At 72.4% G+C, this 24,879-nt stretch carries 28 protein-coding genes; 10 read left to right on the top strand and 18 right to left on the bottom strand.

Annotated elements, in window-relative coordinates; all coding sequences use genetic code 11:
- The first annotated feature begins 240 nt into the window (after positions 1-240).
- The 4 genes from DP939_RS38655 (at position 241) to DP939_RS38640 (ending at position 5,519) form a co-directional block, all read left to right on the top strand.
- Positions 241-1,443, top strand: a complete 1,203-nt coding sequence (locus DP939_RS38655; protein WP_225878748.1) for a sensor histidine kinase — start codon at positions 241-243, stop codon at positions 1,441-1,443.
- Entirely contained in the window at positions 1,440-2,117 is a 678-nt protein-coding gene (locus DP939_RS38650; protein ID WP_113985803.1) for a response regulator, read from the top strand. Before DP939_RS38655 ends, DP939_RS38650 begins: the two co-directional genes overlap by 4 nt.
- Before the next feature lie 142 nt (positions 2,118-2,259).
- Positions 2,260-3,021, top strand: coding sequence for an ABC transporter ATP-binding protein (locus DP939_RS38645; protein ID WP_199565690.1), 762 nt, complete (start codon positions 2,260-2,262; stop codon positions 3,019-3,021).
- Positions 3,015-5,519, top strand: a complete 2,505-nt coding sequence (locus DP939_RS38640) for an ABC transporter permease (protein ID WP_113985801.1) — start codon at positions 3,015-3,017, stop codon at positions 5,517-5,519. Before DP939_RS38645 ends, DP939_RS38640 begins: the two co-directional genes overlap by 7 nt.
- A 10-nt stretch (positions 5,520-5,529) precedes the next feature.
- Here DP939_RS38640 and DP939_RS38635 read toward each other — a convergent pair whose 3' ends face one another.
- From DP939_RS38635 to DP939_RS48270, 9 genes are all read right to left on the bottom strand, one after another.
- Positions 5,530-5,799, bottom strand: a complete 270-nt coding sequence (locus DP939_RS38635) for a hypothetical protein (RefSeq protein WP_113985800.1) — start codon at positions 5,797-5,799, stop codon at positions 5,530-5,532.
- A complete protein-coding gene (locus tag DP939_RS38630) occupies positions 5,796-6,644 on the bottom strand; it encodes a toxin glutamine deamidase domain-containing protein (protein ID WP_225878747.1) in 849 nt (282 codons plus the stop codon). The genes DP939_RS38635 and DP939_RS38630 overlap by 4 nt, the downstream gene beginning before the upstream one ends.
- A gap of 115 nt (positions 6,645-6,759) precedes the next feature.
- Positions 6,760-7,101, bottom strand: a complete 342-nt coding sequence (locus DP939_RS38625) for a YbaB/EbfC family nucleoid-associated protein (RefSeq protein ID WP_158578932.1) — start codon at positions 7,099-7,101, stop codon at positions 6,760-6,762.
- Positions 7,102-7,184: 83 nt separating this feature from the next.
- Positions 7,185-8,756, bottom strand: a complete 1,572-nt coding sequence (locus DP939_RS38620; protein ID WP_225878746.1) for a molybdopterin-dependent oxidoreductase — start codon at positions 8,754-8,756, stop codon at positions 7,185-7,187.
- Positions 8,757-8,792: 36 nt separating this feature from the next.
- On the bottom strand, positions 8,793-9,401 hold the full coding sequence (rdgB, locus tag DP939_RS38615; RefSeq protein ID WP_113985797.1) for an RdgB/HAM1 family non-canonical purine NTP pyrophosphatase: 609 nt from the start codon (positions 9,399-9,401) through the stop codon (positions 8,793-8,795).
- Entirely contained in the window at positions 9,398-10,117 is a 720-nt protein-coding gene (rph, locus tag DP939_RS38610; RefSeq protein WP_113985796.1) for a ribonuclease PH, read from the bottom strand. Before rph ends, rdgB begins: the two co-directional genes overlap by 4 nt.
- A gap of 5 nt (positions 10,118-10,122) precedes the next feature.
- Entirely contained in the window at positions 10,123-10,875 is a 753-nt protein-coding gene (locus DP939_RS38605; RefSeq protein WP_113985795.1) for an MBL fold metallo-hydrolase, read from the bottom strand.
- 12 nt (positions 10,876-10,887) lie between these two features.
- Positions 10,888-11,736 carry a glutamate racemase gene (gene murI, locus DP939_RS38600; protein WP_113985794.1) on the bottom strand — a complete coding sequence of 283 codons (849 nt, stop codon included), beginning with the start codon at positions 11,734-11,736 and terminating at the stop codon, positions 10,888-10,890.
- A 240-nt stretch (positions 11,737-11,976) separates the two neighbouring features.
- Positions 11,977-12,249: a hypothetical protein gene (locus DP939_RS48270; protein WP_225878745.1), complete on the bottom strand. Its 273-nt coding sequence runs from the start codon at positions 12,247-12,249 to the stop codon at positions 11,977-11,979.
- Between the two features lie 42 nt (positions 12,250-12,291).
- On the opposite strand from DP939_RS48270, the gene DP939_RS38595 reads away from it, so the two are divergent.
- Positions 12,292-13,749 carry a DUF3352 domain-containing protein gene (locus DP939_RS38595; RefSeq protein WP_225878744.1) on the top strand — a complete coding sequence of 486 codons (1,458 nt, stop codon included), beginning with the start codon at positions 12,292-12,294 and terminating at the stop codon, positions 13,747-13,749.
- A gap of 107 nt (positions 13,750-13,856) precedes the next feature.
- Here the strand turns inward: DP939_RS38595 and DP939_RS38590 are convergent, their stop codons facing one another.
- Positions 13,857-14,426: a TetR/AcrR family transcriptional regulator gene (locus tag DP939_RS38590; RefSeq protein WP_113985792.1), complete on the bottom strand. Its 570-nt coding sequence runs from the start codon at positions 14,424-14,426 to the stop codon at positions 13,857-13,859.
- 90 nt (positions 14,427-14,516) lie between these two features.
- Here DP939_RS38590 and DP939_RS38585 point away from each other — a divergent pair, with 90 nt between their 5' ends.
- The 3 genes from DP939_RS38585 (at position 14,517) to DP939_RS38575 (ending at position 16,955) form a co-directional block, all read left to right on the top strand.
- Positions 14,517-15,482, top strand: coding sequence for a ketopantoate reductase family protein (locus tag DP939_RS38585; RefSeq protein WP_113985791.1), 966 nt, complete (start codon positions 14,517-14,519; stop codon positions 15,480-15,482).
- Between the two features lie 61 nt (positions 15,483-15,543).
- Positions 15,544-16,749, top strand: coding sequence for a cytochrome P450 (locus tag DP939_RS38580; RefSeq protein ID WP_113985790.1), 1,206 nt, complete (start codon positions 15,544-15,546; stop codon positions 16,747-16,749).
- An 11-nt stretch (positions 16,750-16,760) separates the two neighbouring features.
- Positions 16,761-16,955 (top strand): ferredoxin, encoded by a 195-nt coding sequence (locus DP939_RS38575; RefSeq protein WP_113985789.1) that lies wholly within the window; start codon positions 16,761-16,763, stop codon positions 16,953-16,955.
- A 130-nt stretch (positions 16,956-17,085) separates the two neighbouring features.
- Here DP939_RS38575 and DP939_RS38570 read toward each other — a convergent pair whose 3' ends face one another.
- From DP939_RS38570 to clpS, 6 genes are all read right to left on the bottom strand, one after another.
- Complete coding sequence (locus tag DP939_RS38570; protein ID WP_113985788.1) at positions 17,086-18,033, bottom strand: PLP-dependent cysteine synthase family protein; 948 nt, start codon at positions 18,031-18,033, stop codon at positions 17,086-17,088.
- Positions 18,034-18,039: 6 nt separating this feature from the next.
- On the bottom strand, positions 18,040-18,312 hold the full coding sequence (locus tag DP939_RS38565) for a MoaD/ThiS family protein (RefSeq protein ID WP_113985787.1): 273 nt from the start codon (positions 18,310-18,312) through the stop codon (positions 18,040-18,042).
- A 117-nt stretch (positions 18,313-18,429) separates the two neighbouring features.
- Positions 18,430-18,603 (bottom strand): hypothetical protein, encoded by a 174-nt coding sequence (locus DP939_RS38560; protein WP_158578931.1) that lies wholly within the window; start codon positions 18,601-18,603, stop codon positions 18,430-18,432.
- A 10-nt stretch (positions 18,604-18,613) separates the two neighbouring features.
- Entirely contained in the window at positions 18,614-19,021 is a 408-nt protein-coding gene (locus tag DP939_RS38555; protein ID WP_113985785.1) for a Mov34/MPN/PAD-1 family protein, read from the bottom strand.
- Between the two features lie 9 nt (positions 19,022-19,030).
- On the bottom strand, positions 19,031-19,555 hold the full coding sequence (locus tag DP939_RS38550; protein WP_113985784.1) for a DUF2017 domain-containing protein: 525 nt from the start codon (positions 19,553-19,555) through the stop codon (positions 19,031-19,033).
- Positions 19,556-19,565: 10 nt separating this feature from the next.
- Positions 19,566-19,853, bottom strand: coding sequence for an ATP-dependent Clp protease adapter ClpS (clpS, locus tag DP939_RS38545; protein WP_113985825.1), 288 nt, complete (start codon positions 19,851-19,853; stop codon positions 19,566-19,568).
- Between the two features lie 52 nt (positions 19,854-19,905).
- Here clpS and DP939_RS38540 point away from each other — a divergent pair, with 52 nt between their 5' ends.
- Both DP939_RS38540 and DP939_RS38535 read left to right on the top strand, forming a co-directional pair.
- Positions 19,906-21,252, top strand: coding sequence for a nicotinate phosphoribosyltransferase (locus DP939_RS38540; protein WP_404828624.1), 1,347 nt, complete (start codon positions 19,906-19,908; stop codon positions 21,250-21,252).
- Between the two features lie 9 nt (positions 21,253-21,261).
- Complete coding sequence (locus DP939_RS38535) at positions 21,262-21,834, top strand: nicotinamidase (RefSeq protein ID WP_113985782.1); 573 nt, start codon at positions 21,262-21,264, stop codon at positions 21,832-21,834.
- Between the two features lie 270 nt (positions 21,835-22,104).
- Here DP939_RS38535 and DP939_RS38530 read toward each other — a convergent pair whose 3' ends face one another.
- Complete coding sequence (locus DP939_RS38530) at positions 22,105-23,862, bottom strand: DEAD/DEAH box helicase (RefSeq protein ID WP_113985781.1); 1,758 nt, start codon at positions 23,860-23,862, stop codon at positions 22,105-22,107.
- A gap of 169 nt (positions 23,863-24,031) precedes the next feature.
- Positions 24,032-24,778, bottom strand: coding sequence for a hypothetical protein (locus DP939_RS38525; protein ID WP_147268305.1), 747 nt, complete (start codon positions 24,776-24,778; stop codon positions 24,032-24,034).
- Positions 24,779-24,879: the final 101 nt, after the last annotated feature.

The following is a 24,879-nucleotide window of genomic DNA, read 5'->3' as shown; positions in this document are numbered from 1 at the left end:
GGGTCGCAGATCATGACCGCCGTGGGTCGCGCGGCGCGTCCTCACCGCCGCGCGACCCGGCATCGGCGCGCTCCGCCATTCAGAACTCCCTTTACCGCCCCGAGGGGCGCTCCCGATGACTACTGTGCCCGACCGGCCATAAGGGCCGTGTAAGGGGCGGTGACATGCGACCTGAGTCGTATCCCAAAGGTCCGCCGCAAGGGGGAACGCGCGGTCTCGGACGCTACGTATCGTGGGGATGTGTTCGGCGGACTGCGTGCCTGGGGCGAGCGCCACCCCATGGTGTACGACTTCATCTGGGTCGCGCCCCTGGCGTTCTTCTGCTACATGTCCGCGCCGGTCCGCATCTTCACGCCGGGCGCCGAGCAGACGTTCGTGGCGGACGGCTACCTGCCCATGACCATCGCGTTGCTGCTCCCGCTGTTCTGGCGGCGCAGGTGGCCGCGGATCGTGTTCGCGGTGGTGGCCACGCTCAGCTTCGGGCAGTGGGCGGTGGGCCTGGCGGCGATGCCCGCCAACGCCTCGGTGCTGATCGCGATGTACACCGTGGCCGTGCGCCACACGCCGCGCTGGGCCGTGGCCACGGGCGTGGTCGCCGAGGTGGGCGTGTGGCTGGCGATGGGCGGGTGGGACGACCGGGGCGTGACGGCGTTCGCCAGCGGGTCGGTGTTCGTGGTGGCGATCTGGCTGGCCGGGATCTACGCCAACACCCGCAGGCGTTACCTGGAGGGGCTGGAGGAACGCGCGGAGCGGGCCGAGCGGGAGCGCGACCAGCAGGCCATCATCGCGGCGGCGGCCGAGCGGGCCAGGATCGCGCGGGAGCTGCACGACGTGGTGGCGCACAACGTGAGCGTGATCGTCGTGCAGGCGGACGGCGCGGCGTACACCCTCGACGGCGATCCCGAGCAGGCGCGGCGGGCCATGCAGACGATCTCGGCCACCGCGCGGCAGGCGCTGGCCGAGATGCGCCGGCTGGTCGGCGTGCTGCGCCAGGACGGCGGGCCGCCGGAGGAGTACGCGCCGCAGCCGGGCCTGGGCCAGATCGACGAGCTGATCACCCAGGTGCGGGCGTCGGGACTGCCGGTGAAGCTGCACATGTCGGGCGAGCCGGGCGCGGTGCCCGCGGGTGAACAGCTCGCGATCTACCGCATCGTGCAGGAGGCGCTGACCAACACGCTCAAGCACGGCGGCCCGGGCGCGGGCGCGACCGTGGAGATCCGGTACGGCCCCGCGGAGATCACCCTCGTCGTGTCCGACGACGGCAGGGGCGCGGGCGCGCCGCACGCGGGCGGCGGCAACGCGGGAGGTCACGGCCTGGTGGGCATGCGCGAGCGCGTGACGATGTACGGCGGGCGGGTCACCGCGGGCCCCCGCCCCGGCGGCGGCTTCCACGTCCACGTCACCCTGCCGGTGGCCGACACCGCGACGGCGGGCGCGGCATGATCCGGGTGATGCTGGTGGACGACCAGGAGTTGCTGCGGGCCGGGTTCCGGATGGTGCTCGGCGCGCAGCCGGACATCGAGGTGGTGGCCGAGGCCGGTGACGGCGCCGCCGCCGTGGAGGCCGCCCGGCACACGCCGGTCGACGTGGTGCTGATGGACGTCCGGATGCCGGTGATGGACGGGGTGGAGGCCACCCGGGCGATCTGCGCGGCCGACGGGCCGCGGGTGCTGATCCTGACGACCTTCGACCTCGACGAGTACGCGTTCGCCGCGCTGAAGGCGGGCGCGTCGGGTTTCCTGCTGAAGGACGTGCCCCCGGCGGACCTGCTCAGCGCGATCAGGTCGGTGTACGCCGGTGACTCGGTGGTGGCCCCGAGCACGACCCGCCGGCTGCTGGAGCGGTTCGTGGCGCAGTTGCCCGACGACATCAGCGAGCGGCCGGCCGCCGCCGGGCTGACCGCGCGGGAGCGGGAGGTGCTGCTGCTGGTCGCGCGCGGCCTGTCCAACGCCGAGATCGCCGACCGGCTGACGCTGGCGGAGGCCACCGTGAAGACCCACCTGGGCCGGGTGCTGGCCAAGCTGGGGCTGCGCGACCGGGCGCAGGTCGTGGTCTACGCGTACGAGTCGGGTCTGGTCGTCCCCGCCGAACCGGCGCGCGATCAGCCGAAAGACTGATACCGGACTGCCCCTTATGTCGCACCGGGGGCCCGGACGGTGCCCGATCGGCGCACCGAAGGTCCCTCCGCACGGCCCATGAAGGGCGTCGTTCCCGCTCATAGCGTTGTTCCTCGGTTCCACAAATCCGAGGAGTGATGTCGTGAGCAGGACCGAAGCCCGTACGACGGCGGCCGCCGCCGTGATCGCCAGCGGGCTGACCAAGGTGTACGGCAAGGGCGACGCCGCCGTGCACGCGCTGCGCGGAGTGGACGTCTCCTTCGGCGCCGAGGCGTTCACCGCGATCATGGGCCCGTCCGGATCCGGCAAGTCCACCCTGATGCACTGCCTGGCCGGGCTGGACACGGTCTCGTCGGGCTCGGTGCGGATCGGCGGCACCGAGATCACCGGCCTGGACGACAAGCGGCTGACGATGCTGCGCAGGGAGCGGATCGGGTTCGTCTTCCAGTCCTTCAACCTGCTGCCCACGCTCACCGCCGAGCAGAACATCCTGCTGCCCCTCCAGATCGCCGGGCGGCAGCCGGACCGGGCGCTGCTCGACCGCGTGGTGGACACCGTCGGGCTGCGCGACCGGCTCGGGCACCGCCCGTCCGAACTGTCCGGCGGGCAGCAGCAGCGGGTCGCGGTGGCCAGGGCGCTGGCCGCCCGCCCGCAGGTGATCTTCGCCGACGAGCCGACCGGCAACCTGGACTCCCGCAGCGGCGCGGAGGTGCTGTCGTTCCTGCGTACGTCGGTGCGCGAGCTGGGACAGACGATCGTGATGGTCACCCATGACCCGGTGGCCGCCTCCTACGCCGACCGCGTGGTCTTCCTGCGCGACGGCCTGCTGGTCCGCGAGCTGGCCGCGCCGACGCCGCAGACCGTGCTGGACACGCTGGTGGGCCTGGAGGCCGCGCCGTGCTGAGGACGACGCTCGCCGGGCTGCGCGCGCACCGGCTGCGGCTGATGCTGACCGCGGTGGCGATCACGCTGGGCGTGGGGTTCATCGCGGGGACGTTCGTGCTGACCGACACCATCCAGGCCGGGATCTCCCGGGCCTTCGGCGCGGCGGCGGACTCGGTCGACGTGGTGGTCCTGCCGCCGCGGGGCGACAAGCCCGGCGTACTGCCGGACCGTACGCTCGCCGAGGTCCGCGAGGTGGACGGCGTCGCCTCCGCCGAGGGCCTGGTCCGCGGCATCGCCGCGCTGGTCGGCAAGGACGGCAAGACCGTCGGCGACTACCCGACCCGCGGCATGTCGATCGACGCCCGGGTCTCCATCACCAAGGGGACCGCGCCGCGCGGCCCCGGCGAGGCGGTGCTGGACGAGAACACCGCCCGGCTGCGCGGGTTCGCGGTCGGGCAGACCGTCACCGTCCTGGACCAGAAGGACGCCCCGCGCCGGTTCCGGCTCACCGGGCTGTTCGATGTCGGGGTGAACCAAGAGCTCGCCTACTACGGGGTGGTCGGCTTCGACACGGCGACCGCGCGGGCCATGACCGGGGTCAAGGGCTACGCCGAGATCGACGTCAAGGCCGCCCCCGGAGTGGACGCCGACCGGCTGCGCGCGAAAGTGGCCGGCGCCGCCGGGTCCGGCCCGGAGGTGCTGACCGGCAAGGCGCTCGCCGAGCGCCTGATCGCGGCCAACGGGGCCAGCGCCGACTTCATCGCGCTCGGGCTGCTGCTGTTCGGCGTGGTCGCGATGCTGGTCGCCGCGCTGGTGATCTACAACACGTTCGCCATCCTGGTGGCCCAGCGGACCAGGGAGATGGCGCTGCTGCGCTGCGTGGGCGCGACCCGCAGGCAGGTGTTCGGGTCGGTGCTGCTGGAGTCGGCGCTGGTCGGGGTGGTCTGCTCGGCGCTCGGGCTGCTGACCGGGCTGGGCATGGGCGGCGCGGCGCTGGCCGTACTCGACCGCATGAACGTGCCGCTGCCCACCGGCACCGTGGCGCTGGCCCCGCGCACGATCGCGGTGGGCCTCGCGGTCGGCGTGCTGGTGACGGTCGGCGCGGCGGTGCTGCCCGCCCGGACCACGACGCGCGTTCCGCCCGTGGCGGCGCTGCGCGCGCAGCCGGAGGCCGGGGTGGACGGGCCGGGGGCCGGTACCGCACGGCGGGTCGCGGCCGGGCTGCTGCTCGCCGCCGGGGCCGCGATCACGGCGGTGGCGGTGGCCGTGCTGGACCCCGGCGAGGTGGCGCTGTTCACCGTGATGGGCGGCGGCATGGTGACGTTCCTCGGCGTGCTGGTGATCGGGCCGGTGCTGGTCCGGCCGCTGAGCGCGGTCGCCGGGTGGCTGCCGGGCCGGATCTTCGGCGTCCCCGGCCGGCTCGCGGTGGACAACTCCCGGCGCAACCCCAGGCGGTCGGCGACCACCACGATCGCGCTGACCATCGGCGTGACACTGATGACCATGATGGCGGTGCTGACCGGCAGCATCCGGGCGAACTACGACCACAAGCTGGAAGAGCAGTTCCCCGTGGACTTCATGATCACCACCCAGCGGGAGAGTTCCCAGATCCCCGCGGCGGTCGGCGACGGGCTGCGCGCCCGCCCTGAACTGGCCTCGCTGGTGCGCATCCGGCAGACCGAGACGGCCGTCACGCTCGGCGGCCGGGAGGCCAGGCGCACGGTCGGCGCCTATGAGGGGCCGCTCGCGGTGTCGGCGTCGTCCGGCTCGGCGCGTGACCTGGCCCCCGGGTCGGTGCTGGCCGCCGAGGGGCTCGGCCTGCGGCCGGGCGGCACGATCACGCTGACCCCCGACAAGGGCGGCGAACCCGGCGAACCGGTGACCCTCCGGGTGGCGGGCACCTTCGACGCCAACGCGACCCCGCTCCCCATTCTGGTCGTACCGCCCGCGGAGTTCGCCCGGTACTTCGACGTGCCCGGCGACGCGCAGATCATGGTGGACGTCGCCCCCGGGGCCGACCCCGACCGCGCCAGGAAGGTCCTTGAGGAGGCGGCGCAGCCGTATCCGACGGTGCGGGTGGCGGCCTCGACCGACATCCGCGGCCAGTTCGACGAGGCGCTGGACACCCAGTTGATGGTGGTCACCGGGCTGCTCGGGCTGGCGATCCTGATCTCGCTGCTCGGCATCGCCAACACGCTGTCACTGTCGGTCCACGAGCGGACCAGGGAGTCGGCGCTGCTGCGCGCGCTCGGCCTGACCCGCCCGCAGTTGCGGCTCATGCTGTCGGTGGAGGCGCTGGTGCTCGGCCTGATCGGGGCGCTGATCGGGGTGGCCCTCGGGATGGTCTTCGGCTGGGCGGCGATCCAGACGATGTTCGCCGATCCCATTTACGCGCCTCCGGTGGGGCAGGTGCTGACCTTCGTGGCGCTGTCCGGGCTGGCCGGGGTGCTGGCGGGGGTGCTGCCCGCCCGCCGCGCCGCGCGCGCCCGGATCACCGCCGCGCTGTCGGAGACGTGAGCGGCGGCCCTCAGCGCGGGCTGCGGCCCGGCCACTGCTCGGCGACGGTCTCCGGGCTGAGCAGCGGCCGGATCGCGATCTCGCCGGTCGCGCCGTCGATGACGATGCAGCCGCCGCCCGCGCTGTCGGGCAGCACGCTCGGATCACCGGCCTCCGGCTCGCGGACCCAGGCCACATAGCCGTCGCGGAACGCGTGCATGGCGACCTCGCGCGGCCGGTCCAGGGGGTGGCCGCCGTTGAAGTAGTCTTCGGCGACGGCCCTGGCCAGGTCGATGTTCACCGCCGCCGCCCCCCACGGTCGATCACCACGCAGAAGACGCCGGTCACGTCGGCGTAGGGCGGCTCCACCGCCATGTGGCCGCGCTGGGCGTCGATCCAGATCACCTCGCCGCGCGAGTTGACGGCGTTCCAGGCGTGCGCGCCGCCGCTGGTCCAGCGGGTGATCAGCATCGCCGCCGCGCCGTGGCCGCCGGTCAGCAGCCTGCGCCCGATGGCGGCGTAGGCGCGGCGGCCCTGGCCGACGTACTCGAAGCGGTGGCCGAGCCAGGACTCGGCCCGCCCCACGCCCCTGGTCTCGCCGGTGAGGACCGGACGGCCCGCCGGGTCGTACTCCGGCCTGCGCGGCGCGGCCACCTCGGGCTCGCCGTGCCAGGTGGACAGCGTGGCGAGGGCGCAGTCGACGGCGTTGGTGGTGCGGAACGGGTCGTCCACGGGCCCGTCGCCGTTGATCAGGCGGATCCAGGTGCCGCGCGGGTCGGGAAAGCGCCGGGGCCTGCCCGTCTCGTCGGTGGGCACCGCCGCGCACAGGTCGTGCTGGGCGGGCGGGTCGGGCCTGGCCAGCCCGCCGGGCGCGCCGTACGGCCGGGCGGCGGGCAGCGGCGGGGGCCGGGTGGCCCGGTCGAACCAGTCGGGCCCGTGGCGCGGCACGGCGGCGGGCGGCGGCCCCGTCCTGGACGGACCCCCGTCGAGGACGTCGGCCTCGGCCGCCGGTTCGTGGTCGCGCCAGGTCTCGGCCGCCATCTCGTAGTCGCGCCAGCGCCGGCCGTCGGCGGTGACGACCGGGTTGTAGCCGCCCGGGGGCAGCCGCCAGGCGTGCCTGCCCCGGGTGCGCGGATCACCGAACACCGTTCCCCCTCCGTCACGCTGACCGGCCCGCAAAGGCCGATGGTAGGACGGTGAACCGGCCCGGCGTGGGATGTTCGGCCGATCTGTGGCGTGTGGCGGTCAGCCCATATAGGGCTCAGCCCGCCGCCGACGCCTCCCCGTTCCGGCCGCTGAGCAGCGGCCCGAGCGCCTGGTTGGCGCGTTCGGCGACATCGTGCTCGGCGCGTTTGGCGGCCCGCAGTACGGCCTGCGCCAGCGCCTCCGCGCCCAGCCCCAGCGCGCCCGGCTCGATCCGGACGCCGACCACGGCGCCCGAGGACGACACCTCCACCCCCACGAGTCCATCCGCCGACTCCCCGTTGCCACGGGTCTCCGCCAGGTCCCTGCCGACCCGGCCGAACCTCGCGGCCTGCTCGTCGAGCGATGACATCATCCGGGTCAGGTCCGCTTCCGCCGGCGATACCGGCTCGTAGCCCATCGGCGCGGCCTCCCTTCCTCCCACATCTCCACCAAGCGGACTTTCCACAATTTCCCAGTTTTCGGTCTGGCCTAACATGGAGTTCAGGTAGCGGTAATTTGAATCACATGGTAACCGGAGGCGCCGTCCGGGACCGGCGGGGCCGTCTCGGCCGGCTGGGTGCGGCCGGCGCCGTCGGTGGCGCGGACCGCGATGGCGTGTCCGCCCGCCGGCAGGTCCGCCTCGATCGACCACTGCCGCCAGGTGTCCGGGCCGGGGGTGACGGCGAGCCGCGCCGCCCGCCACTCGCCGCGGTCCACCCTGACCTCCACGCCCGCCACGCCCCGGTGCTGCGCCCAGGCCACTCCCGCGATCGTCGTACGGCCGGCCGGCACCGACGCGCCCGCGGCCGGTACGTCGATCCGCGACTGCGTCTTGATCGGCCCCTCGGCGGCCCAGCCGCGCGAGGTCCAGTAGGCGGTGTCCCGGTCGAACCTGGTCACCTTGACGTCCACCACCCACTTGGTGGCCGAGACGTACCCGTACAGGCCGGGGACGACCTGGCGCACCGGGAAGCCGTGCTCGGTGGGCAGCGGCTCGCCGTTCATGCCGACCGCGAACAGCGCGTCCCTGCCGTCCAGCACGATCTCCAGCGGCGTGCCGCAGGTCCAGCCGTCCGCCGAGGTACTGAGCAGCATGTCGGCCCCCGCGTGCGGGCGGGCCTCGCGCAGCACGTCGGCCATCCGCACGCCGAGCCAGCGGGCGTTGCCCACATAGGGGCCGCCGACCTCGTTGGAGACGCAGGTGAGCGTGACGTCGGCCTCGACCAGGGGCCGCCGGAGCAGGTCGGTGAAGGAGATCTCGACCGGGCGGTCCACCATGCCGTGCACGCGCAGCGTCCAGTCCCGCGGATCGACCCTGGGCACGACGAAGGCGGTGTCCACACGGTAGAAGTCGGCGTTCGGCGTGACGAACGGCGACAGCCCGGGGATGCGGAGGTCGGCGCCCCTGGGCAGCGGGGTGGCGGGGCGTACGGCGCGGGGCAGGGCGAGGGTGCTCCGCGCGGCGTCCACCGTCCTGAGCCCGCCGGCCAGCGCGCCTGCCACGCCGCTGATGCCCGCCAGCACGACGCCCCCGGCCACGCCGCCGAGCAGCGCCCGCCGGTCGAACTCCGCACGCCGTTCGCCCTCCCGATCGGGCGTGTCGGGCGTGGCAGCCACGGCGGTCACGGCGCGGCGGTCCAGGAGCGCGAGTGCCAGGCCCCCGGCGAGTACGCCGAGCAGCGTGGGCAGGGCGTGCACGGCGGAGGCGCCCGGACGGGTGAGCACCGCGGCCAGGCCGAGCGCGCCGAAGGCCGCGAGCCCCGCCACGCCGTACGGCAGGCCGCGCCGCCGGGTGAGCCGGCCGATGCCCGCCGCGCCCAGCGCGAGCAGGACGGACACCCCCGCGACGACCACGGCCTTGTCGTAGCTCCCGAAGGTGCGGATGGCCCAGTCCTTCAGCGGGCCGGGTGAGATGTCCACCAGCGTGTTGCCCACCGCGGCCACCGGGAACGCCGCCGGATCGACCAGCCCCGCCGCCGCGGCGGCCACGCCCAGCGCCACCGCGCCCGCCGTGAGGCCGCACAGCGCCGCGGCCCATGCGGGCACGGCGGCCCGCCTCTCATCGCTTCGCACGACACCGACGCTACGCCCGGTGCCGGGAGGAGAACCTTACGCGGTGGTTACAAGCTCCCCGACGACCGGGGCGAGCGCCCTGAAGGCCCGGCCACGGTGGCTGATCGCGTCCTTCTCCGCGGGCGACAGCTCGGCGGTGGTGCGCGTCTCGCCCTTGGGCACGAAGATCGGGTCGTACCCGAACCCGCCGCTCCCCCGGGGCGCGTCGATGATCACACCTTCCAGCGCGCCCTCCACGACCCGCTCCTGCCCCGAGGGCAGCGCCAGCGCCGCGGCGCACGCGAAGTGGCCGCCCCGCCGTCCCTCCGGGACGTCGCCGATCTGGGCGAGCAGCAGGTCGAGGTTGGCGGCGTCGTCGCCGTGCCGGCCGGACCAGCGCGCGGAGAACACGCCGGGCATGCCGTTCAGCGCGTCCACGCACAGACCGGAGTCGTCGGCGATGGCGGGCAGCCCCGAGCCGCGGGCCACCGCGTGCGCCTTGATCAGCGCGTTCTCGGCGAAGGTCAGGCCGGTCTCGGCGATCTCGCCGATCTCGGGGAAGTCGTCCAGCCCGACGAGCGTCACGGGAAGCCCCGCGTCGGCCAGGATGCGGCGCAGCTCGGCGATCTTGCCGGGGTTGCGGGTGGCCAGGACCAGGCGGCTCACGCCAGGGCCTGCCGCTGCAACTCGCTCAGCTCGGCGCAGCCGGCCACCGCCAGGTCCAGCAGCCGGTCGAGCTGCCCGCGGTCGAACGGCGTGCCCTCGGCCGTGCTCTGCACCTCGACGAAGTCGCCGGTGCCGGTCACCACGACGTTCATGTCGGTGTCGGCCGCGACGTCCTCGGTGTAGCAGAGGTCGAGCATCGGGACGTCGTTCACCACGCCCACCGACACCGCCGCCACCGAGCGGATCAGCGGGTCGCCGGGGGTCATCCGGCGCTTGCGCATCCAGCGGATCGCGTCGGCCAGCGCCACGTACGCGCCGGTGATCGCCGCGGTGCGGGTGCCGCCGTCGGCCTGCAGGACGTCGCAGTCCAGCAGGATGGTGTTCTCGCCCAGGGCCTTGGTGTCCACGCAGGCCCGCAGGGAACGGCCGATCAGGCGGGAGATCTCGTGGGTCCGGCCGCCGATCCGGCCGCGCACCGACTCGCGGTCGGAGCGGGTGTTGGTGGAACGGGGCAGCATGGCGTACTCGGCGGTGACCCAGCCGCCCAGGCCGCTGCCCTTGCGCCAGCGCGGCACACTGTCCTGGACGGTCGCGGCGCACAGGACCCGTGTGCCGCCGAACTCGACCAGCACCGAGCCCTCGGCGTTGTCCAGCCAGTTGCGCGTGATCTTCACCGGTCGGAGCCGGTCGGGTGTGCGTCCGTCTGCGCGTGCCATAACGCTCACCCTAGGGGATAGGCGGCTCCGCTCCGCGCCAGGTCGATCTTTCCGTCGAAGCCGCCACGCGTGGCGTCCTCGGCGATCCGCGCGTGGTCGAACCACGGCACCAGGTGGGTGAGCACCAGCGTGTCCACCTCGGCACGCGCGGCGTGCTCGGCCGCCTGGCGGCCGTTCAGGTGCAGCCCGCCGGGCGCCCCCGGCTCGTCCAGGAACGACGCCTCGCAGAGCAGTACGTCGGCTCCGGCGGCCAGTTCGACCAGCCCCTCGCTCTCGCCGGTGTCGGCGGAGTAGGCCACCGCGTGGCCGCCGTGGGCGACGCGGAAGCCGTAGGTCTCGACGGGGTGGTTCATCAGCGCGGTGGACACCTGGAAGGGGCCGATCTCGCGTACACCCGGGCGCAGCGGCACGAAGTCGAACGCGGTCTCCAGCCCCGGCTCGTCGGGCATGCCGTAGGCGGCGGCCATCCGGCGCGGGGCGTCGGCGGGGGCGTGGACCGGGACGCGGGCCAGCGGGCCGCGCGGCGAGTAGGTGCGGACGACGTGGTAGGAGCAGAGGTCCAGGCAGTGGTCGGCGTGCAGGTGGGACAGGCAGATGGCGTCCACGTCGTACAGGCCGATGTGCCGTTGCAGCGCGCCGAGCGCGCCGTTGCCGAGGTCGAGCAGCAGCCGGAAGCCCTCGGCCTCCAGCAGGTAGCAGGAGGCCGGGCTGTCCGGCCCAGGGAAGCTGCCCGAGCAGCCGATGATGGTCAACTTCATGGCGGCGGTCTCCTAACGAGGAGCGGTGCGTCGCTCCGGTTGCGGAATGACCCCGGCGGCGATCTCCCCGCCGATGCTCGCGGCCTCGACTGAGGTGATCTCCGGCCCGAGGAACCTCTGGCCCAGCCGCCCGAACAGCCGGGCGTCGCCGGTCGTCTTGAACCGGTGACGCGGGGTTTCGGCGTCGCCGGCGAGGCCACGGTCGTGCAGTGTGCGGTAGACGTCCTTGGCGGTCTCCTCCGCGCTGGACACCAGCGTCACCGCGTCGCCGGCCACATAGGCGATGGCGCCGGTCAGCAGCGGATAGTGGGTGCAGCCGAGGATCAGCGTGTCGCAGCCGTCCGCGAGGATCGGCCGCAGGTATCCCCGGACCACCTCGATCAGCCGGTCGCTCATGGTCTCGCCGCGCTCCACGAACTCCACCAGCCGCGGAGCGGCCACCCCGGTCAGCCGGATGTGCGGCGCGGCGGCGAACGCGTCGTTGTAGGCCATCGACTCGATGGTGGCCCGGGTGCCGATCACGCCGACCCTGCCGTTGCGGGTGGCCCGCGCGGCGCGCCGGGTGGCGGGCTGGATGACCTCCACCACGGGCACCTCGTAGCGCTCCCGTGCGTCGCGGAGCATCGCGGAACTGGCGCTGTTGCAGGCGATGACCAGCATTTTCACGTCGTGCTCGACAAGGTGGTCCATCACCTGGAGGGCGAACTCCCGCACCTCCGCGATCGGCCGCGGCCCGTACGGCTGCCGGGCCGTGTCCGCCACATAGAGGATGGACTCCCGGGGAAGCTGATCGATGATCGCCCGCGCGACCGTCAGCCCGCCCACACCACTGTCGAAGATCCCAATGCTCTGGCCCGCCACGTTTCCCAAGGTTAGGCCAGCGGTGCTGATCCCTCAGTGAATTAGTGCGCAGTACGGGTGTGGTCCTCGCCTCATTTCGGCCCGGTCCGGGCCGATCGTGACCCTAAATAGGGTTAGATGCGGCGATCGGAATGATAGTTCACTGCAAGTGGATCGCTACTGATGTGGGCTACCGTCTGTATCGCCCAGAATCCAGACGTGTGAGTGAGTATGTCTGCCAACTACCCCTCAGGTCCGCCGTCACCTGACGAGCAGGATCCCCAGCGAACCGTGGCGTACCGGCCCCAGCAAGGACAACAGCCCCCATATCCACCGCAACAGGGGTACGGGCAGCAGCAACAGCAGCCCTATGGACAACAGCCCTACGGACAACAAGGTCAGCCAGGCCAGCAGGGTCAGCCGTATCCTCAGCAGCCTTACGGGCAGCAGCAACAGCAGCCGCAGTACGGGCAGCAACCGTTTGGTCAGCAGCAGCCGCAGTACGGCGGGCAGCAGCCCTATGGGCAGCAGCAACAGCAGTACGGGCAGCCGTCCTGGCAGGGCAACGCCGAGGTGATGGGCCCCGCGCAGGGTGGCAAGGGGGGCGGCGGCAAGGGCAAGAGGACCTGGCTGATCGCCGCCGTCGCCGCGCTGGTGGTGGCGCTGATCGGCGGCGGCGGGGTCTACGCCGCCAGCCTGCTGAGCGGCGGCGGCACGCAGCCGCACGAGGTACTGCCCCAGACCGCCATCGGCTACCTGCGCCTGGACCTCGACCCGGCGGCGAACCAGAAGCTGGCGCTGTTCGGCATCGCCAGGAAGTTCACCGTCACCAAGGACACCTTCACCGGCGAGGACCCGCGCAAGGCGCTGTTCGAGTCGCTGAAGAAGGACGACTCCGACCTCGCCAAGCTGGACTACGCCAAGGACGTCGAGCCCTGGCTCGGCTCGCGCATCGGGGTCGCCGCACTGCCCCCGGCCCAGGGCTCGGACGAGCCGACGCCGGTGATCGCCGTGCAGGTCACCGACCAGGAGGCCGCGCGTGCCGGCATCGAGAAGCTGATGGCCGGCGACAAGTACGGCATCGCCTTCCGCGAGGACTACGCGCTGCTGGCCGAGTCCCAGCAGACGGTCGACCAGTCCGTCTCCTCCCCCACGCTGGCCGACAACGCCGACTTCACCGGTGACATCGGCGCGGTGGGCGAGCAGGGCGTCCTGTCCTTCTGGATGAACGTCGAGCAGGTCGGCAAGCTGGCCGGCCAGTTGGACGGGAGCGAGCAGGAGGTGCTCAAGCAGCTCGCGGGCACCCGGATGGCGGGCGCGCTGCGGTTCGACTCGCAGTACGTCGAGCTGGCCGGTCTGCTGCGCGGCGCCAAGGACCTGATGCCCGCCGAGAGCGAGGCGGCCCGGGTCGCCGACCTGCCCGCTTCCACGCTCGGCGCGGTGTCCATCTCCGGGCTCGGCGACATGTTCACCAAGCAGTGGCCGAAGTACCAGTCCATGCTGGCCTCGACCCCGTCCTTCCAGCAGATGCTCACCGCCGCCCAGCAGAGCGGCGTGGCGCTGCCCGACGACGTGGCCACCCTGCTCGGCAAGAACCTCACCGTGGCGGTGGACGAGAACGGCCTCGACAACGGCCAGCCGAAGATCGGCGCCCGCATCGTCACCGACACGGCCAAGGCGCAGGGCATCGTGAGCAAGATCGAGCAGCTGCTCTCCGCGCAGGGCGGGAACCTGCCGCAACTCGGCAAGGCCACCGGCGACGGCGTGATGATCCTGGCCTCCACCCAGGAGTACGCTCAGCAGCTCGCCCAGGCGGGCACCCTCGGCGACAGCGAGAGCTTCAAGCTCGCCGTCCCGGACGCGGGCGCGGCCGGCTTCGCCATCTACGTCGACCTCGACAAGGCCGAACGTCTCTACCTGCCCACCCTGCAGGGCGAGGACCAGGCCAACGCCAAGGTCCTGCGCGCGGTCGGCCTGAGCGGCAAGTCCACGGCGGAGGAGGCCACCTTCTCCCTCCGTGTCCTGTTCAACTGACCCGCACCTGACCAAGGGAAGATCCCCCGCCCGGCCCCGGCCGGTCCGGGGGATCTCCTTTTCTCCCGGCCCGCCAAGGCTCTGATGGGGGGCCGTGTCACACCTCGTCATCGCGGGCGGCGCAGCCCGTCCAGCACGAGGGTGATGAGATCGTCGGCCTCGGTCCGCCAATTGGAGCGGTCATGGGCCGCGCCGATGCCGTGCAGCGCCATCATGAGGGCACCGGCATCCACGTCGCCGCGGATGGCGCCGTCCCGCACGGCGGCGGCCACCAGGTCGGTGACGGCCTGCTCCAGCGCCCGGCCGTTCTCGGCGAGGGCGCCCTTGCCGGTGGCCATGAGCGTGGTCAGCGTCCGGGCCAGGCCCTCGTGGGCGGCTATGTGCTCGACCATGCCGCGCAGGAAGGCCGCCAGAGCCTCCTCCGCGGGCAGCGTGGCCTGTAGCCGGCGGGCGCGGTCGCACAGCGCGGCGACCTCCCCCTGGTAGACCGCCCCGGCCAGCGCCTCCCGGGTGGGGAAATGGCGGTACAGCGTGCCGGTGCCCACTCCGGCCAGGCGGGCGAAGTCATCGAAGCGCAGGTCGAAGAAGTCGCCGGCGTCGAAGATCTCTCGTGCCTTGGCGATCAGGACATCGCGGTTGCGCTGGGCGTCGGCCCGCAGCGGCTTGTCAGCGGTCATGCGCTACCTCACGTTGACAAATGGAGATGACCTCCATATTTTCGGAAGTGGAGATAGTCTCCAATTCGATCGTACCCGACGAGGTGCAGCGTGAAAATCCTGATGTTCGGCCGCGGCGTGATCGCCACCGTCTACGGCTGGGCCCTGCAACAGGCCGGACATGACGTCGAGTTCTACGTCCGGCCGGGCCGCGCGGCGACGTACGGAGACGCGGTGGACCTCGACCTGATCGATATGCGGCGCCGGGTGTGGGGGCAGCGCATCGTTCAGAAGTGGCCGGTGCGCTACCGCGAGGCGCTGGAGCCGGACCACGACTTCGACCTGATCGTGCTCAGCGTGCCGCACCACCGCCTCACGGAGGCGGCGGCCTTCCTGACCCCACGGGTCGGGCAGGCCACGGTACTGGTCTTCGGCAACATCTGGACCGAGCCGGCGGCCGCGGTCGGCGCACTCCCCATCGACCGGATCGCCTGGGGCTTCCCCCAGGCCGGTGGCGGTTTCGGCGCGGACGGCGTGCTCCGTGGGATGCTGCTACCGTCGGTCGTCTTCGGCACCCTCGGCCGGCCCCCGACCGACCGGGAGCGGGCCGTGCGCCAGGCGTTTCGCGAGGCCGGGCTCCGGCTCAAGGAGCAGCCCGACTTCCGCGGCTGGCTGTGGATCCATTTCGTGTCGGATGCCGGCCTGTTCTCGCAGGGCCTGCGGCTGGGTTCGCTGTCCGATCTGGCCGGGATGACGGGCGACCTGCGCGAGGGGCTGCTGGCCGGCCGCGAGCTTCTGCCGGTCCTCGCGGCGCGCGGCGTCGATCTGCGACGTCACCGGGGCGGCCTGCTGATGTTCCGTGCGCCCACCTGGCTGTCGGCCTCCGTACTCGCCTGGCTGACCGCTCATTTCACGCCCGTGCGCGTGAATTTCGCGGCGCACTCCGACCCCGAGGCCGAGGAGCCGCGTGAGGTCTGCCGGGACGCCCTGGCGGAAGCACGGCGGCTGGGCATCTCGGTACCGCGGCTGGAAGCGGCGGAACCGCACTTCGCCCGCGAGGGGACGAGTCGAGCCTGAATTCACTGCTGTCGCCCATCCCGGTGATCCGCCTGTCCATGACGTTATGGAAGGAAAAGTCATGACCACCACCGAGAAGCATGAGTTCCCCATTGCCCGTACGTGCCCGTTCACGCCGCCGCCGGCGTACGAGGAGATCCGCGAAGAAGAGCCGGTCTCGCGGGTTCGCCTGCCCGGCGGCGGGTGGGCCTGGGCGGTCAGCCGCCACGAAGACGTGCGAACCGTGCTGAACGACCGGCGGTTCAGCGCCGACCGGCAACATCCGGACTTCCCGCAGTTGGTCGAGGGCGAGGCGGCGTCCCGGCGGCCGGACGAGGACCGCCTCCTGGTCGAGATGGACGCCCCCGAGCACAGGCCGGCGCGCAAGGCCGTACTCGGCGAGTTCACGGTGCGCCGGCTGGCGGCGCTGCGGCCGCGGATCCAGGAGATCGTCGATGGGCAGGTCAACGCGCTGCTGGCCGGGCCGAAGCCCGGTGACCTGGTGGAAGCGCTGTCGCTGCCGGTTCCCTCACTGGTGATCTGCGAGATGCTGGGCGTGCCCTACGCCGACCATGAGTTCTTCCAGGAGCACACGGCGAAGATGTTCAAGCAGTCAACGCCGCCCGAGGAGCGGCAGGCGGCCACCGGCGCCGTCCGGGGCTACATAACCGACCTCGTCACCGAGAAGGAGGAGAACCCGCCGGACGACCTGCTCGGGCGGCAGATCGTCAAGCTGCGCGCGGACGGCACCTACCGGCGGACGGCACTGGCCGGCATGGGCTTCCTGCTGCTCGTGGCCGGCCACGAGACGACGGCGAACATGATTTCGCTGTCGACCATGGCGTTCCTGCGCGACCCGGAGCAGGTTGCGTTGATCAAGGCGGACCCGGGCAGAACGCTCAACGCGGTCGAGGAGATGCTGCGGTACTTCACGATCATCGACCTGGCGACGGCCCGGCTGTGCGTCGAGGACATCGAGGTCGGCGGGCAGCAGATCCGCGCCGGCGAAGGGGTGCTGGCGCTCGGCTATTCGGCCAACCGGGACCCGCGGGCGTTCGAGGACCCGGACGAGCTCGACATCGAGCGCGGCGTGCGCCACCATGTCGCGTTCGGGTTCGGGCCGCACCAGTGCCTGGGCCAGAACCTGGCCCGGATGGAGCTGCAGATCGTGTTCGACACGTTGTTCGGCCGCGTCCCCACGCTGGAGTTGGCCATGGACGTCGACGAGCTGCCGTTCAAGGACGACGCGACCGTCTACGGCCTGTACCGGCTCCCGGTGACCTGGTAGAGGGCAGGGCCATGAAAATCATCGCGGACACCCGCAGGTGCGTCGGTGCCGGGCAGTGCGTGTACACCGAGCCCGCGCTGTTCGACCAGAACGAGGACGACGGCACGGTCATCGTGCTGCGCGAAACACTGGAGGGCGAGCTGGTCAGGAAGGCCCGCGAAGCGGTCCGCGTCTGCCCCAGCCAGGCCCTCTCCCTGGAACAGTGAGTCGATCATCCTAGGTCGTCCGCCGTGTGACGGTGTGCCTCGGCGCCGGCGCGACCGGTGGAGGCGGGGGCGCCGCCCCGGCTGCGGCCGGCGTGCGCGGTGCCGCGCATGCCGGCCGGAGCCCAAGCGGTCAGGCCCAGAGCTGGCCTTCCAGGCGGTCTTCGGCCTCGTCGAGGGTGCCCTCGTAGGCCCCCGTGGAGAGGTACTTCCAGCCGCCGTCCGCGACCACGAAGACGATGTCGGCGCGGGTGCCCGCCTTGACGGCCTTGGCGGCGACGCCGAGGGCCGCGTGCAGCGCGCACCCCGTGGAGATGCCCGCGAAGATGCCCTCGGTGGCCAGCAGTTCGCGGGTGCGGCGCAGCGCGTCGGCGGAGCCGACGGAGAAGCGGGTGGTGAGCACGTCCGGGTCGTACAGTTCGGGGACGAAGCCCTCGTCCACGTTGCGCAGCCCGTACACCAGCTCGCCGTACCGCGGCTCGGCCGCGACGATCTGGACGCCCGGCACCCGCTCGCGCAGGAACCGGCCGACCCCCATCAGCGTGCCCGTCGTACCGAGGCCCGCCACGAAGTGGGTCACCGACGGAAGGTCCTCAAGGATCTCCGGCCCGGTCGACTCGTAGTGCGAGCGCCAGTTGGCCGGGTTGCCGTACTGGTAGAGCATCACCCAGTCGGGATGCTCCGCGGACAGTTCCTTGGCGACCCGGACGGCCTCGTTGGAGCCCCCGGCGGCGGGCGAGGAGATGATCTCCGCGCCCCACATCCGCAGCAGCTGCCTGCGCTCTTCGGAGGTGTTCTCCGGCATCACGCAGATCAGCTTGTAGCCCTTGAGCCGGGCCGACATGGCCAGCGAGATGCCGGTGTTGCCGGACGTCGGCTCCAGGATCGTGCAGCCCGGGGTGAGCAGTCCGTCCTTCTCGGCCTGCTCGACCATCCACAGCGCCGGCCGGTCCTTGATCGAACCGGTGGGGTTGCGGTCTTCGAGCTTGGCCCAGATCCGCACGTCGCCCGAGGGGGACAGCCTGGGCAGCCCCACCAGCGGAGTGCGCCCGACCGAGTCGATCAGCGAATCGAAGCGCATGCCGGCTCAGCCACCGGCCACGGCGGGGAGCACGGTCACGGTGTCGCCGTCGGCGACGGGGGTCGAAAGGCCGCCGAGGAAGCGGACGTCCTCGTCGTTGAGGTAGACGTTGACGAACCGGCGCAGGCCGGCGCCGTCCACCAGCCGGTCCTTGATGCCGGGGTGGCGCGCCTCCAGGTCGCCGATCAGCTCCTCAAGCGTGCCGCCCTTGCCCTCGACGGCCTTGGCGCCGTCGGTATAGGTGCGCAGGATGGTCGGAATGCGAACTTCGATGGCCATCGCGATCGATCTCCTTGATGATCAATAAGTCGTCGTCGGGCGCCCATCCGATCGAACACGGACGGGCACGCGGGTGTTCCGGAACGGTCCGGGCGGGCCGGGGGTCGGTCGGCCGGATCAGCGGCCAGGACAGTCGTAGACGACCACCAAGGGCGTGTGCGCGAACAGGTAGCTCTGCACCGGCGGCGCGCCGGGCAGGCCCCGGCCGCGGCGCAGGTGCGGCGCGCTGTCGGCGACCGCCTTGAGCGCCCCGCGCGGGGCGCGCGGAACCGGTGAGTCGAAGGTCGGCACGGTCACCAGCTTACTGAACGATGCCGATCTCTTCCTCTGTGACCACCCCGTCGAGAATCCGGTAGGACCGGAGCTCCACCTTGTCCTCCTCGCGGGTCGAGACCAGCACATAGTGGGCGTCGGGCTCGGAGGCGTAGGAGATGTCGGTACGCGAGGGGTACGCCTCGGTGGCCGTGTGCGAGTGGTAGATCACCACGGGCGTCTCGTCGCGGTCGTCCATCTCGCGCCAGACCCGCAACTGCTCCATGGAGTCGAAGCGGTAGAAGGTGGGCGAGCGTTCGGCGTTCTCCATGGGGATGAAGCGCTCGGGCCGGTCGGAGCCCACCGGACCGGCGATCACGCCGCACGCCTCATCGGGGTGGTCGGCCCGCGCGTGGGCCACGATCCGGTCCACAAGATCCTGCGAGATCGTCAGCATGCCTGGAAGCTACCAAAGTGCGCGGACGAGGCTGTCCTGCAGGTAGGTCAGCCAGTCGTACATCATGTAGGCCGGGTAGCGGGGGTCGTCCTCGGCCATGCCCGCCAGCTCCTCGTGGACCTCTTCGGTGATCTCCAGGCGGGTGCCGAGGGCCAGCCGTACGTCGTTGAGGGCGCGCAGCCACGCCTGGGCCTGGTCGGCGGACAGCTCCGCGCGGCCGGAGGCCACACTGTCGAGCACGGCCCGCGCGTCGGCGCGCTTGCCGTCGCGCAGCGCCGCCTCGGTGTAGCGGCGGAACTCGGCGGCCTGCTCCTCGTCGGCGTAGGCGGACGGGAAGAGCCTGGCCAGCACCGGGTCGTCGGGGACCTTCGCGGCGCCGATGCCGAGAGCGCGTTCCAGCGGGTCGCTGCCGGTCTCCCCCGGCTCGACCATCCCCAAGATCATGCCGACCAGCGAGCGCAGGATCGACACCTCGGCCGGGTCGAACTCGACCACGACGCCGCCCTCGGCCCCCGGCCTGAATCCCGTGCTCACCGCGCTCCCCTCACGAATCCTGCTGGACGGTCGCCCACAGGCCGTAGGAGTGCAGGATCTGGGCGTCGCGCTCCATCTCCTCGCGGGCGCCGCTGGACACGACGGCCTTGCCCTTGTGGTGGACGTCGAGCATCAGTTGCTCGGCCTTCTCCTTGGGGTATCCGAACACCTTTTGGAAGACGTAGGTCACATATGACATCAAATTGACCGGGTCGTTCCAGACGATCGTGAGCCAGGGTACGTCGGGCCGCACGTCCGTCGTCGGACGCTCGGTCTCGATCGGAGCGGTGCCGGGCACGTTCACCAGTCTGCCCTACCTCCCCCGTAGTCTTCGACACGTGAACGACCCCATGAGCACCGCGTTGCTCACCGATCACTACGAGCTGACGATGGTCCAGGCCGCGCTGCGCAGCGGGGCGGCCGGACGCCGAACGGTCTTCGAGGTGTTCGCCAGGCACCTGCCCGGCGGGCGCAGGTACGGCGTGGTGGCCGGCGTCGGACGGCTGCTCGACGCGCTTTCGAGCTTCAGGTTCACCGATGACGAGCTGGCCTTCCTGGCCGAGCACGATGTGGTCGACGCCGCCACGATCGACTTCCTGGCGGGCTACCGGTTCTCCGGCGACGTGTACGGCTACCGCGAGGGCGAGTCCTATTTCCCCGGCTCCCCGATCATGGTGGTCCACGGGACGTTCGCGGAGAGCGTAGTCCTGGAGACCATGATCTTGTCCATCCTCAACCACGACAGCGCCATCACCTCCGCCGCCGCCCGGATGTCCCACGCCGCGGGCGAGCGCCCGCTCATCGAGATGGGCACCCGCCGCACCCACGAGCGGGCCGCCGTGGCCGCCGCCCGGGCCGCGTACATCGGCGGGTTCGCGACCAGCTCCAACCTGCGGGCCGGGTTCCTGTACGGCGTGCCCACCAGGGGCACCAGCGCGCACGCCTTCACCCTGCTGCACGACTCGGAGCGGCAGGCGTTCCAGGCGCAGATCGCCGCCCTCGGCCCGGCGACCACGCTGCTCATCGACACCTACGACGTGGCCGAGGCCGTGCGCACGGCCGTCGAGCTGGCCGGGCCGGAGCTGGGCGCGGTCCGCATCGACTCCGGCGACCTGGCCCAGGCCGCGGTCTCGGTACGTCAGCAGCTCGACTCCCTCGGCGCGGACAAGACCCGGATCATCGTCACCGGCGACCTGGACGAGTACTCGATCGCCGCGCTCGCCGCCGCCCCGGTGGACGGTTACGGCGTGGGCACCTCACTGGTGACCGGCTCGGGCGTGCCCACCGCCGCGATGGTCTACAAGATGGTGGCCAGGGCCGACCCGGACGGGGAGCTGCAGCCGGTGGCCAAGCGGTCGGTCGGCAAGCCGAGCCGCGGCGGCGTCAAGGCGGCGTTCCGCAGGATCGGGCCGGACGGCTGCGCGCTGGCCGAGATCATCGTCCCGGACGGGCCGCACGCCGCGCAGGCCGCGGTGACGGTCCCGGTCAACGGCGGCGACACCGACCCGCGCGACACCCACCGGCCGCTGCTGGCCCCGCTGGTCAAGGACGGCGAGGTCGTCGGCGGGGAGAGCGTCGCCGCGGCCAGGGACCGCCGCGCCGCCTCGGCGGCCGAACTGCCGCCGGAGGCGCATCATCTGTCCCGCGGCTACGCCGCGATCCCGACCGTCTTCGCCGGGCCGTGGGGCTCACCGTAGGATCGAGTCATGAGCACCGCTCTGATCATCGTGGACGTCCAGAACGACTTCTGCGAGGGGGGCAGCCTCGCGGTGAACGGCGGCGCGGAGGTGGCCGAGGCGATCTCCCGCCATGTCACCGCGCGCGACTACGACCACATCGTGGCGACCCGCGACTACCACATCGACCCGGGGCCGCACTTCGCCGACGAGCCCGACTTCGTCGACTCCTGGCCGCCGCACTGCGTGGCGGGCACCCACGGGGCGGAGTTCCACCCCGCCTTCGACACCGCCGGGGTGGATGAGGTCTTCAGCAAGGGGGCGCACTCGGCCGCCTACAGCGGCTTCGAGGGCGCCGCCCCCGACGGCACCACGCTGGCGGCGTGGCTGACCGCCAGGGGGGTGCACGCGGTCGAGGTCGTCGGCATCGCCACCGACCACTGCGTACGCGCCACGGCCATCGACGCGGTGGAGAACGGCCTGGCCGTACGCGTGCTCCTCGACCTCACCGCCGGAGTCGCCCGGGTCACCACCGATGCCGCCCTCGCCGAACTGTCCTCCGCCGGCGTCCAGCTCAGCGGCACCCCCATCACCCGCCCCTGACCCCGGCAGGAGTACCGGGCGCCCCTGAATCGGCCCGGCCGGAGCCCACCACGAGCGACCCTCGTGGCCGGTACGGCCGAGGCGGGAGGACCCGGCGGCCCCGAATGCCGCCCGCTCGCAACGCCAGGTCCCACGATCCGGTGGGCACGACGCAGCGGGTCAGCGTAAGCGCCGGGCGCCCTGAAACAGCCCGGCTGAAGCCCACCGCGGGCGTCGGGCTGCCCTAGACCGGGCCCGCTGGAGCCTCACCGCGCACGCCGGGGGGTGGGGTCAGCGGGAGCGTTGGGTGGCCCATTTGCGGATCTGGGCGATGCGGTCGCGGATCTGGTCGGCGGTGGCCTGGGCGATGGGTGGGCCGCCGCAGGCGCGGCGCAGCTCGGCGTGGATCACACCGTGGGGCTGGCCGGTGCGGTGGTTCCAGGCGCCGACCAGGCCGTTGAGCTCCTTGCGGAGCGTCCCCAGCTCCTCGTGCGGCGACCGCTCGGGCGCGGCCTCGGCCGTACCAGCCAGCTTGCGCTTCGCGGCCTGCTGCTCGGACTGGCGCTTGCGCAGCAGGGTCGCCACCTGGTCGGGCTCCAGCAGGCCGGGCAGCCCGATGAAGTCTTCCTCCTCAGGGGACCCGACATCGCCCCCGGTGCCGAACTCGCCGCCGTCGAACAGCACCCGGTCGAACGTGGCCGACGCCTCCACCGTCTCGAACGGCAGCTCGTCACCCAGGACGTCGGGATTGTCCTTCTTCTGCCTGGCCTCCTTGAGCAGGTCGTCATCCAGCCCGTCCTCGGCCTGCCGACGCCCCAGGATGTGGTCGCGCTCGGCCTCCATCTCCCCGGCCAGCCCCATCAGGGTCGGCACCGAGGGCACGAACACCGAGGCCATCTCCCCGCGCTTGCGGGCGCGCACGAAGCGCCCCACCGCCTGGGCGAAGAACAGCGGCGTGGAGACCGACGTGGCGTACACGCCCACGCACAGGCGCGGGATGTCCACCCCTTCCGAGACCATCCGGACCGCGACCAGCCAGCGCCCCTCCGAGGCGGCGAAGCCCTTGATCTTCTTGGAGGCGTCGGGGTCGTCGGACAGGACGACGGTCGCGCCCTCCCCGGTGATCGTGCGGATGTGCCGGGCGTAGGCCCTGGCCGTCTCGTGGTCGGTGGCGATCACCAGGCCGCCCGCGTCGGGGACGCCCCTGCGCACCTCGGTCAGCCGCCGGTCGGCGGCCCGCAGGACCTGCCGGATCCAGTCGCCCTTGGGGTCGAGCGCGGCTCGCCACGCCTGGGAGAGCTGGTCCTTGGTGAGCGGCGTGCCCAACGTAGCGGTGATCTCGTCGCCCGCCCGGGTGCGCCACTTCATCTCGCCCGCGTAGGCCAGGAAGATCACCGGCCGGACCACGCCGTCGGCGAGCGCCGGGCCGTAGCCGTAGGAGTAGTCGGAGACGCTGCGCAGCCCGCCGTCGCCGTCTTCGACGTAGCCGACGAACGGGATCGGGTTGTCGTCGGACCGGAACGGCGTGCCGGTCAGCCCCAGCCGCCGGGCCGCGGGCTCGAACGCCTCCCTGACCGCGTCGCCCCAGGACTTGGCATCGCCCGCGTGGTGGATCTCGTCGAAGATGACCAGTGTCCGACGGCCCTCGGTGCGCGCCCTGTGCAGCGCCGGGTGCATGGCGACCTGGGCGTAGGTGACGGCGACGCCGAGATAGTCGCGCGAGGTGGTGCCCTGGCTGTTCTTGAACTCGGGGTCGATGGCGATGCCCACCCGGCCCGCCGCGTCGGCCCACTGGCGCTTCAGGTGCTCGGTGGGTGTGACGATCGTCACCGTGCGGACGATGCCGCGCGACAGCAGCTCGCTGGCGATGCGCAGCGCGTAGGTGGTCTTGCCCGCCCCGGGGGTGGCCACGGTGAGGAAGTCGCGCCGCTCGGCGGCGAAGTAGAGGTCGAACGCCTCCTGCTGCCAGGCGCGCAGCTTGGGCGCGGTGCCCCAGGCGGCTCTGTCGGGATAGGAAGGGGAAAGATGCGATGCGGCGGAGGTGCTCACACCACGCTCCTTGCCGTGCGTCTCGTCAGGCCGCCCGCGTCGCAGGCGTCTCTTTCGGTTCGGGCCCTCACAAGGACACCAGGGTAATCCCCGGCACCGACAAGACGTGCCGTACGCCCCGGATCCTGGCCAAGCTCGGCTCCACGTGCTACACGGCCGCGCGGCGCGATCACCCCACCGTGGCGCCCTTGATCACCTGGCCGATCGCGGCCCGGGCGCGGGCGTCGTCGGGCTGCGCGATGGCCACCATGAGCAGGGTCCGCGGGCCGCGGTCCAGCACGATCACCCGCAGGTACGCGGGACGGTTGACCACGTCCTTGTACTGCGCGACCACCGCCCGCGCGTGCCCGGTGGCCCCGCCCACCGCGATGGCGGCGTCCTCTGCCACCGAGACCGTGTCGCCGTGCAGCAGCAGCCTGCCGTACAGCTCGGACGCCCGCAGCGCCGCCTCGCGCGGCGATCCGCCGCCCAGCGGGGGCCCCGGCATGGCCATCACCATCGCCCCGCCCGCCGCGTCGGCGGCGGCCGACGTGAACGCCGTCACCGGGGCGACGGGCCGCTGCGCCCACCCCTCGGGCAGCCGCAGGCGCACCCCGGCGAGCGGGTCGGAGACGACCTGTACGACGGGCTCCGGCGACACCGCGCGCAGCACGATCACGACCGCCCCGGCGATCAGCGACAGGCCGACGGCGAGGCTCCCGGCGATCGTGAGGGACCGGATGAGCCGGCGGGACAGGCGGCGCGGATGCGGGTCGGCGGGCGTGCCGTACCAGCGGGCGGACGGCGGGAGTAAGTCCTCCCCCGCCGGTTCCGGTGTCCTAGCGGGCGTTTCGGCGGGCATCTCGGCCGGCGTCCGGGCCGGGGGCCATGGCTGCTGCCGGGCGTAAGGCCGCCGGGTCCCCGGTCGTTCTTCCACGACGCCTCCTCCCGCACGGCCACCGCTCCCTTGTCCTACCACGATCGCCGCGCGGACTCAGGAAATCAGTGATCACAGATACGGCTGAGACGAACGGAGAC

This window comes from Spongiactinospora rosea (assembly GCF_003315795.1).
Taxonomy (GTDB): domain Bacteria; phylum Actinomycetota; class Actinomycetes; order Streptosporangiales; family Streptosporangiaceae; genus Spongiactinospora; species Spongiactinospora rosea.
The sequence above is the reverse complement of the archived record's forward strand: the minus strand, read 5'-3'. Positions and strand labels throughout refer to the sequence as shown.

Coding starts and splice junctions, on each gene's coding strand:
- DP939_RS38650 (WP_113985803.1), top strand. CDS start 1,440: ATGATCCGGGTGATGCTGGTGGACGACCAGGAGTTGCTGCGGGCCGGG.
- DP939_RS38625 (WP_158578932.1), bottom strand. CDS start 7,101: ATGGGCTACGAGCCGGTATCGCCGGCGGAAGCGGACCTGACCCGGATG.
- rph (WP_113985796.1), bottom strand. CDS start 10,117: ATGGCACGCGCAGACGGACGCACACCCGACCGGCTCCGACCGGTGAAG.
- DP939_RS38605 (WP_113985795.1), bottom strand. CDS start 10,875: ATGAAGTTGACCATCATCGGCTGCTCGGGCAGCTTCCCTGGGCCGGAC.
- DP939_RS38595 (WP_225878744.1), top strand. CDS start 12,292: ATGGGCCCCGCGCAGGGTGGCAAGGGGGGCGGCGGCAAGGGCAAGAGG.
- DP939_RS38590 (WP_113985792.1), bottom strand. CDS start 14,426: ATGACCGCTGACAAGCCGCTGCGGGCCGACGCCCAGCGCAACCGCGAT.
- DP939_RS38580 (WP_113985790.1), top strand. CDS start 15,544: ATGACCACCACCGAGAAGCATGAGTTCCCCATTGCCCGTACGTGCCCG.
- DP939_RS38575 (WP_113985789.1), top strand. CDS start 16,761: ATGAAAATCATCGCGGACACCCGCAGGTGCGTCGGTGCCGGGCAGTGC.
- DP939_RS38570 (WP_113985788.1), bottom strand. CDS start 18,033: ATGCGCTTCGATTCGCTGATCGACTCGGTCGGGCGCACTCCGCTGGTG.
- DP939_RS38565 (WP_113985787.1), bottom strand. CDS start 18,312: ATGGCCATCGAAGTTCGCATTCCGACCATCCTGCGCACCTATACCGAC.
- DP939_RS38555 (WP_113985785.1), bottom strand. CDS start 19,021: ATGCTGACGATCTCGCAGGATCTTGTGGACCGGATCGTGGCCCACGCG.
- DP939_RS38540 (WP_404828624.1), top strand. CDS start 19,906: ATGAGCACCGCGTTGCTCACCGATCACTACGAGCTGACGATGGTCCAG.
- DP939_RS38535 (WP_113985782.1), top strand. CDS start 21,262: ATGAGCACCGCTCTGATCATCGTGGACGTCCAGAACGACTTCTGCGAG.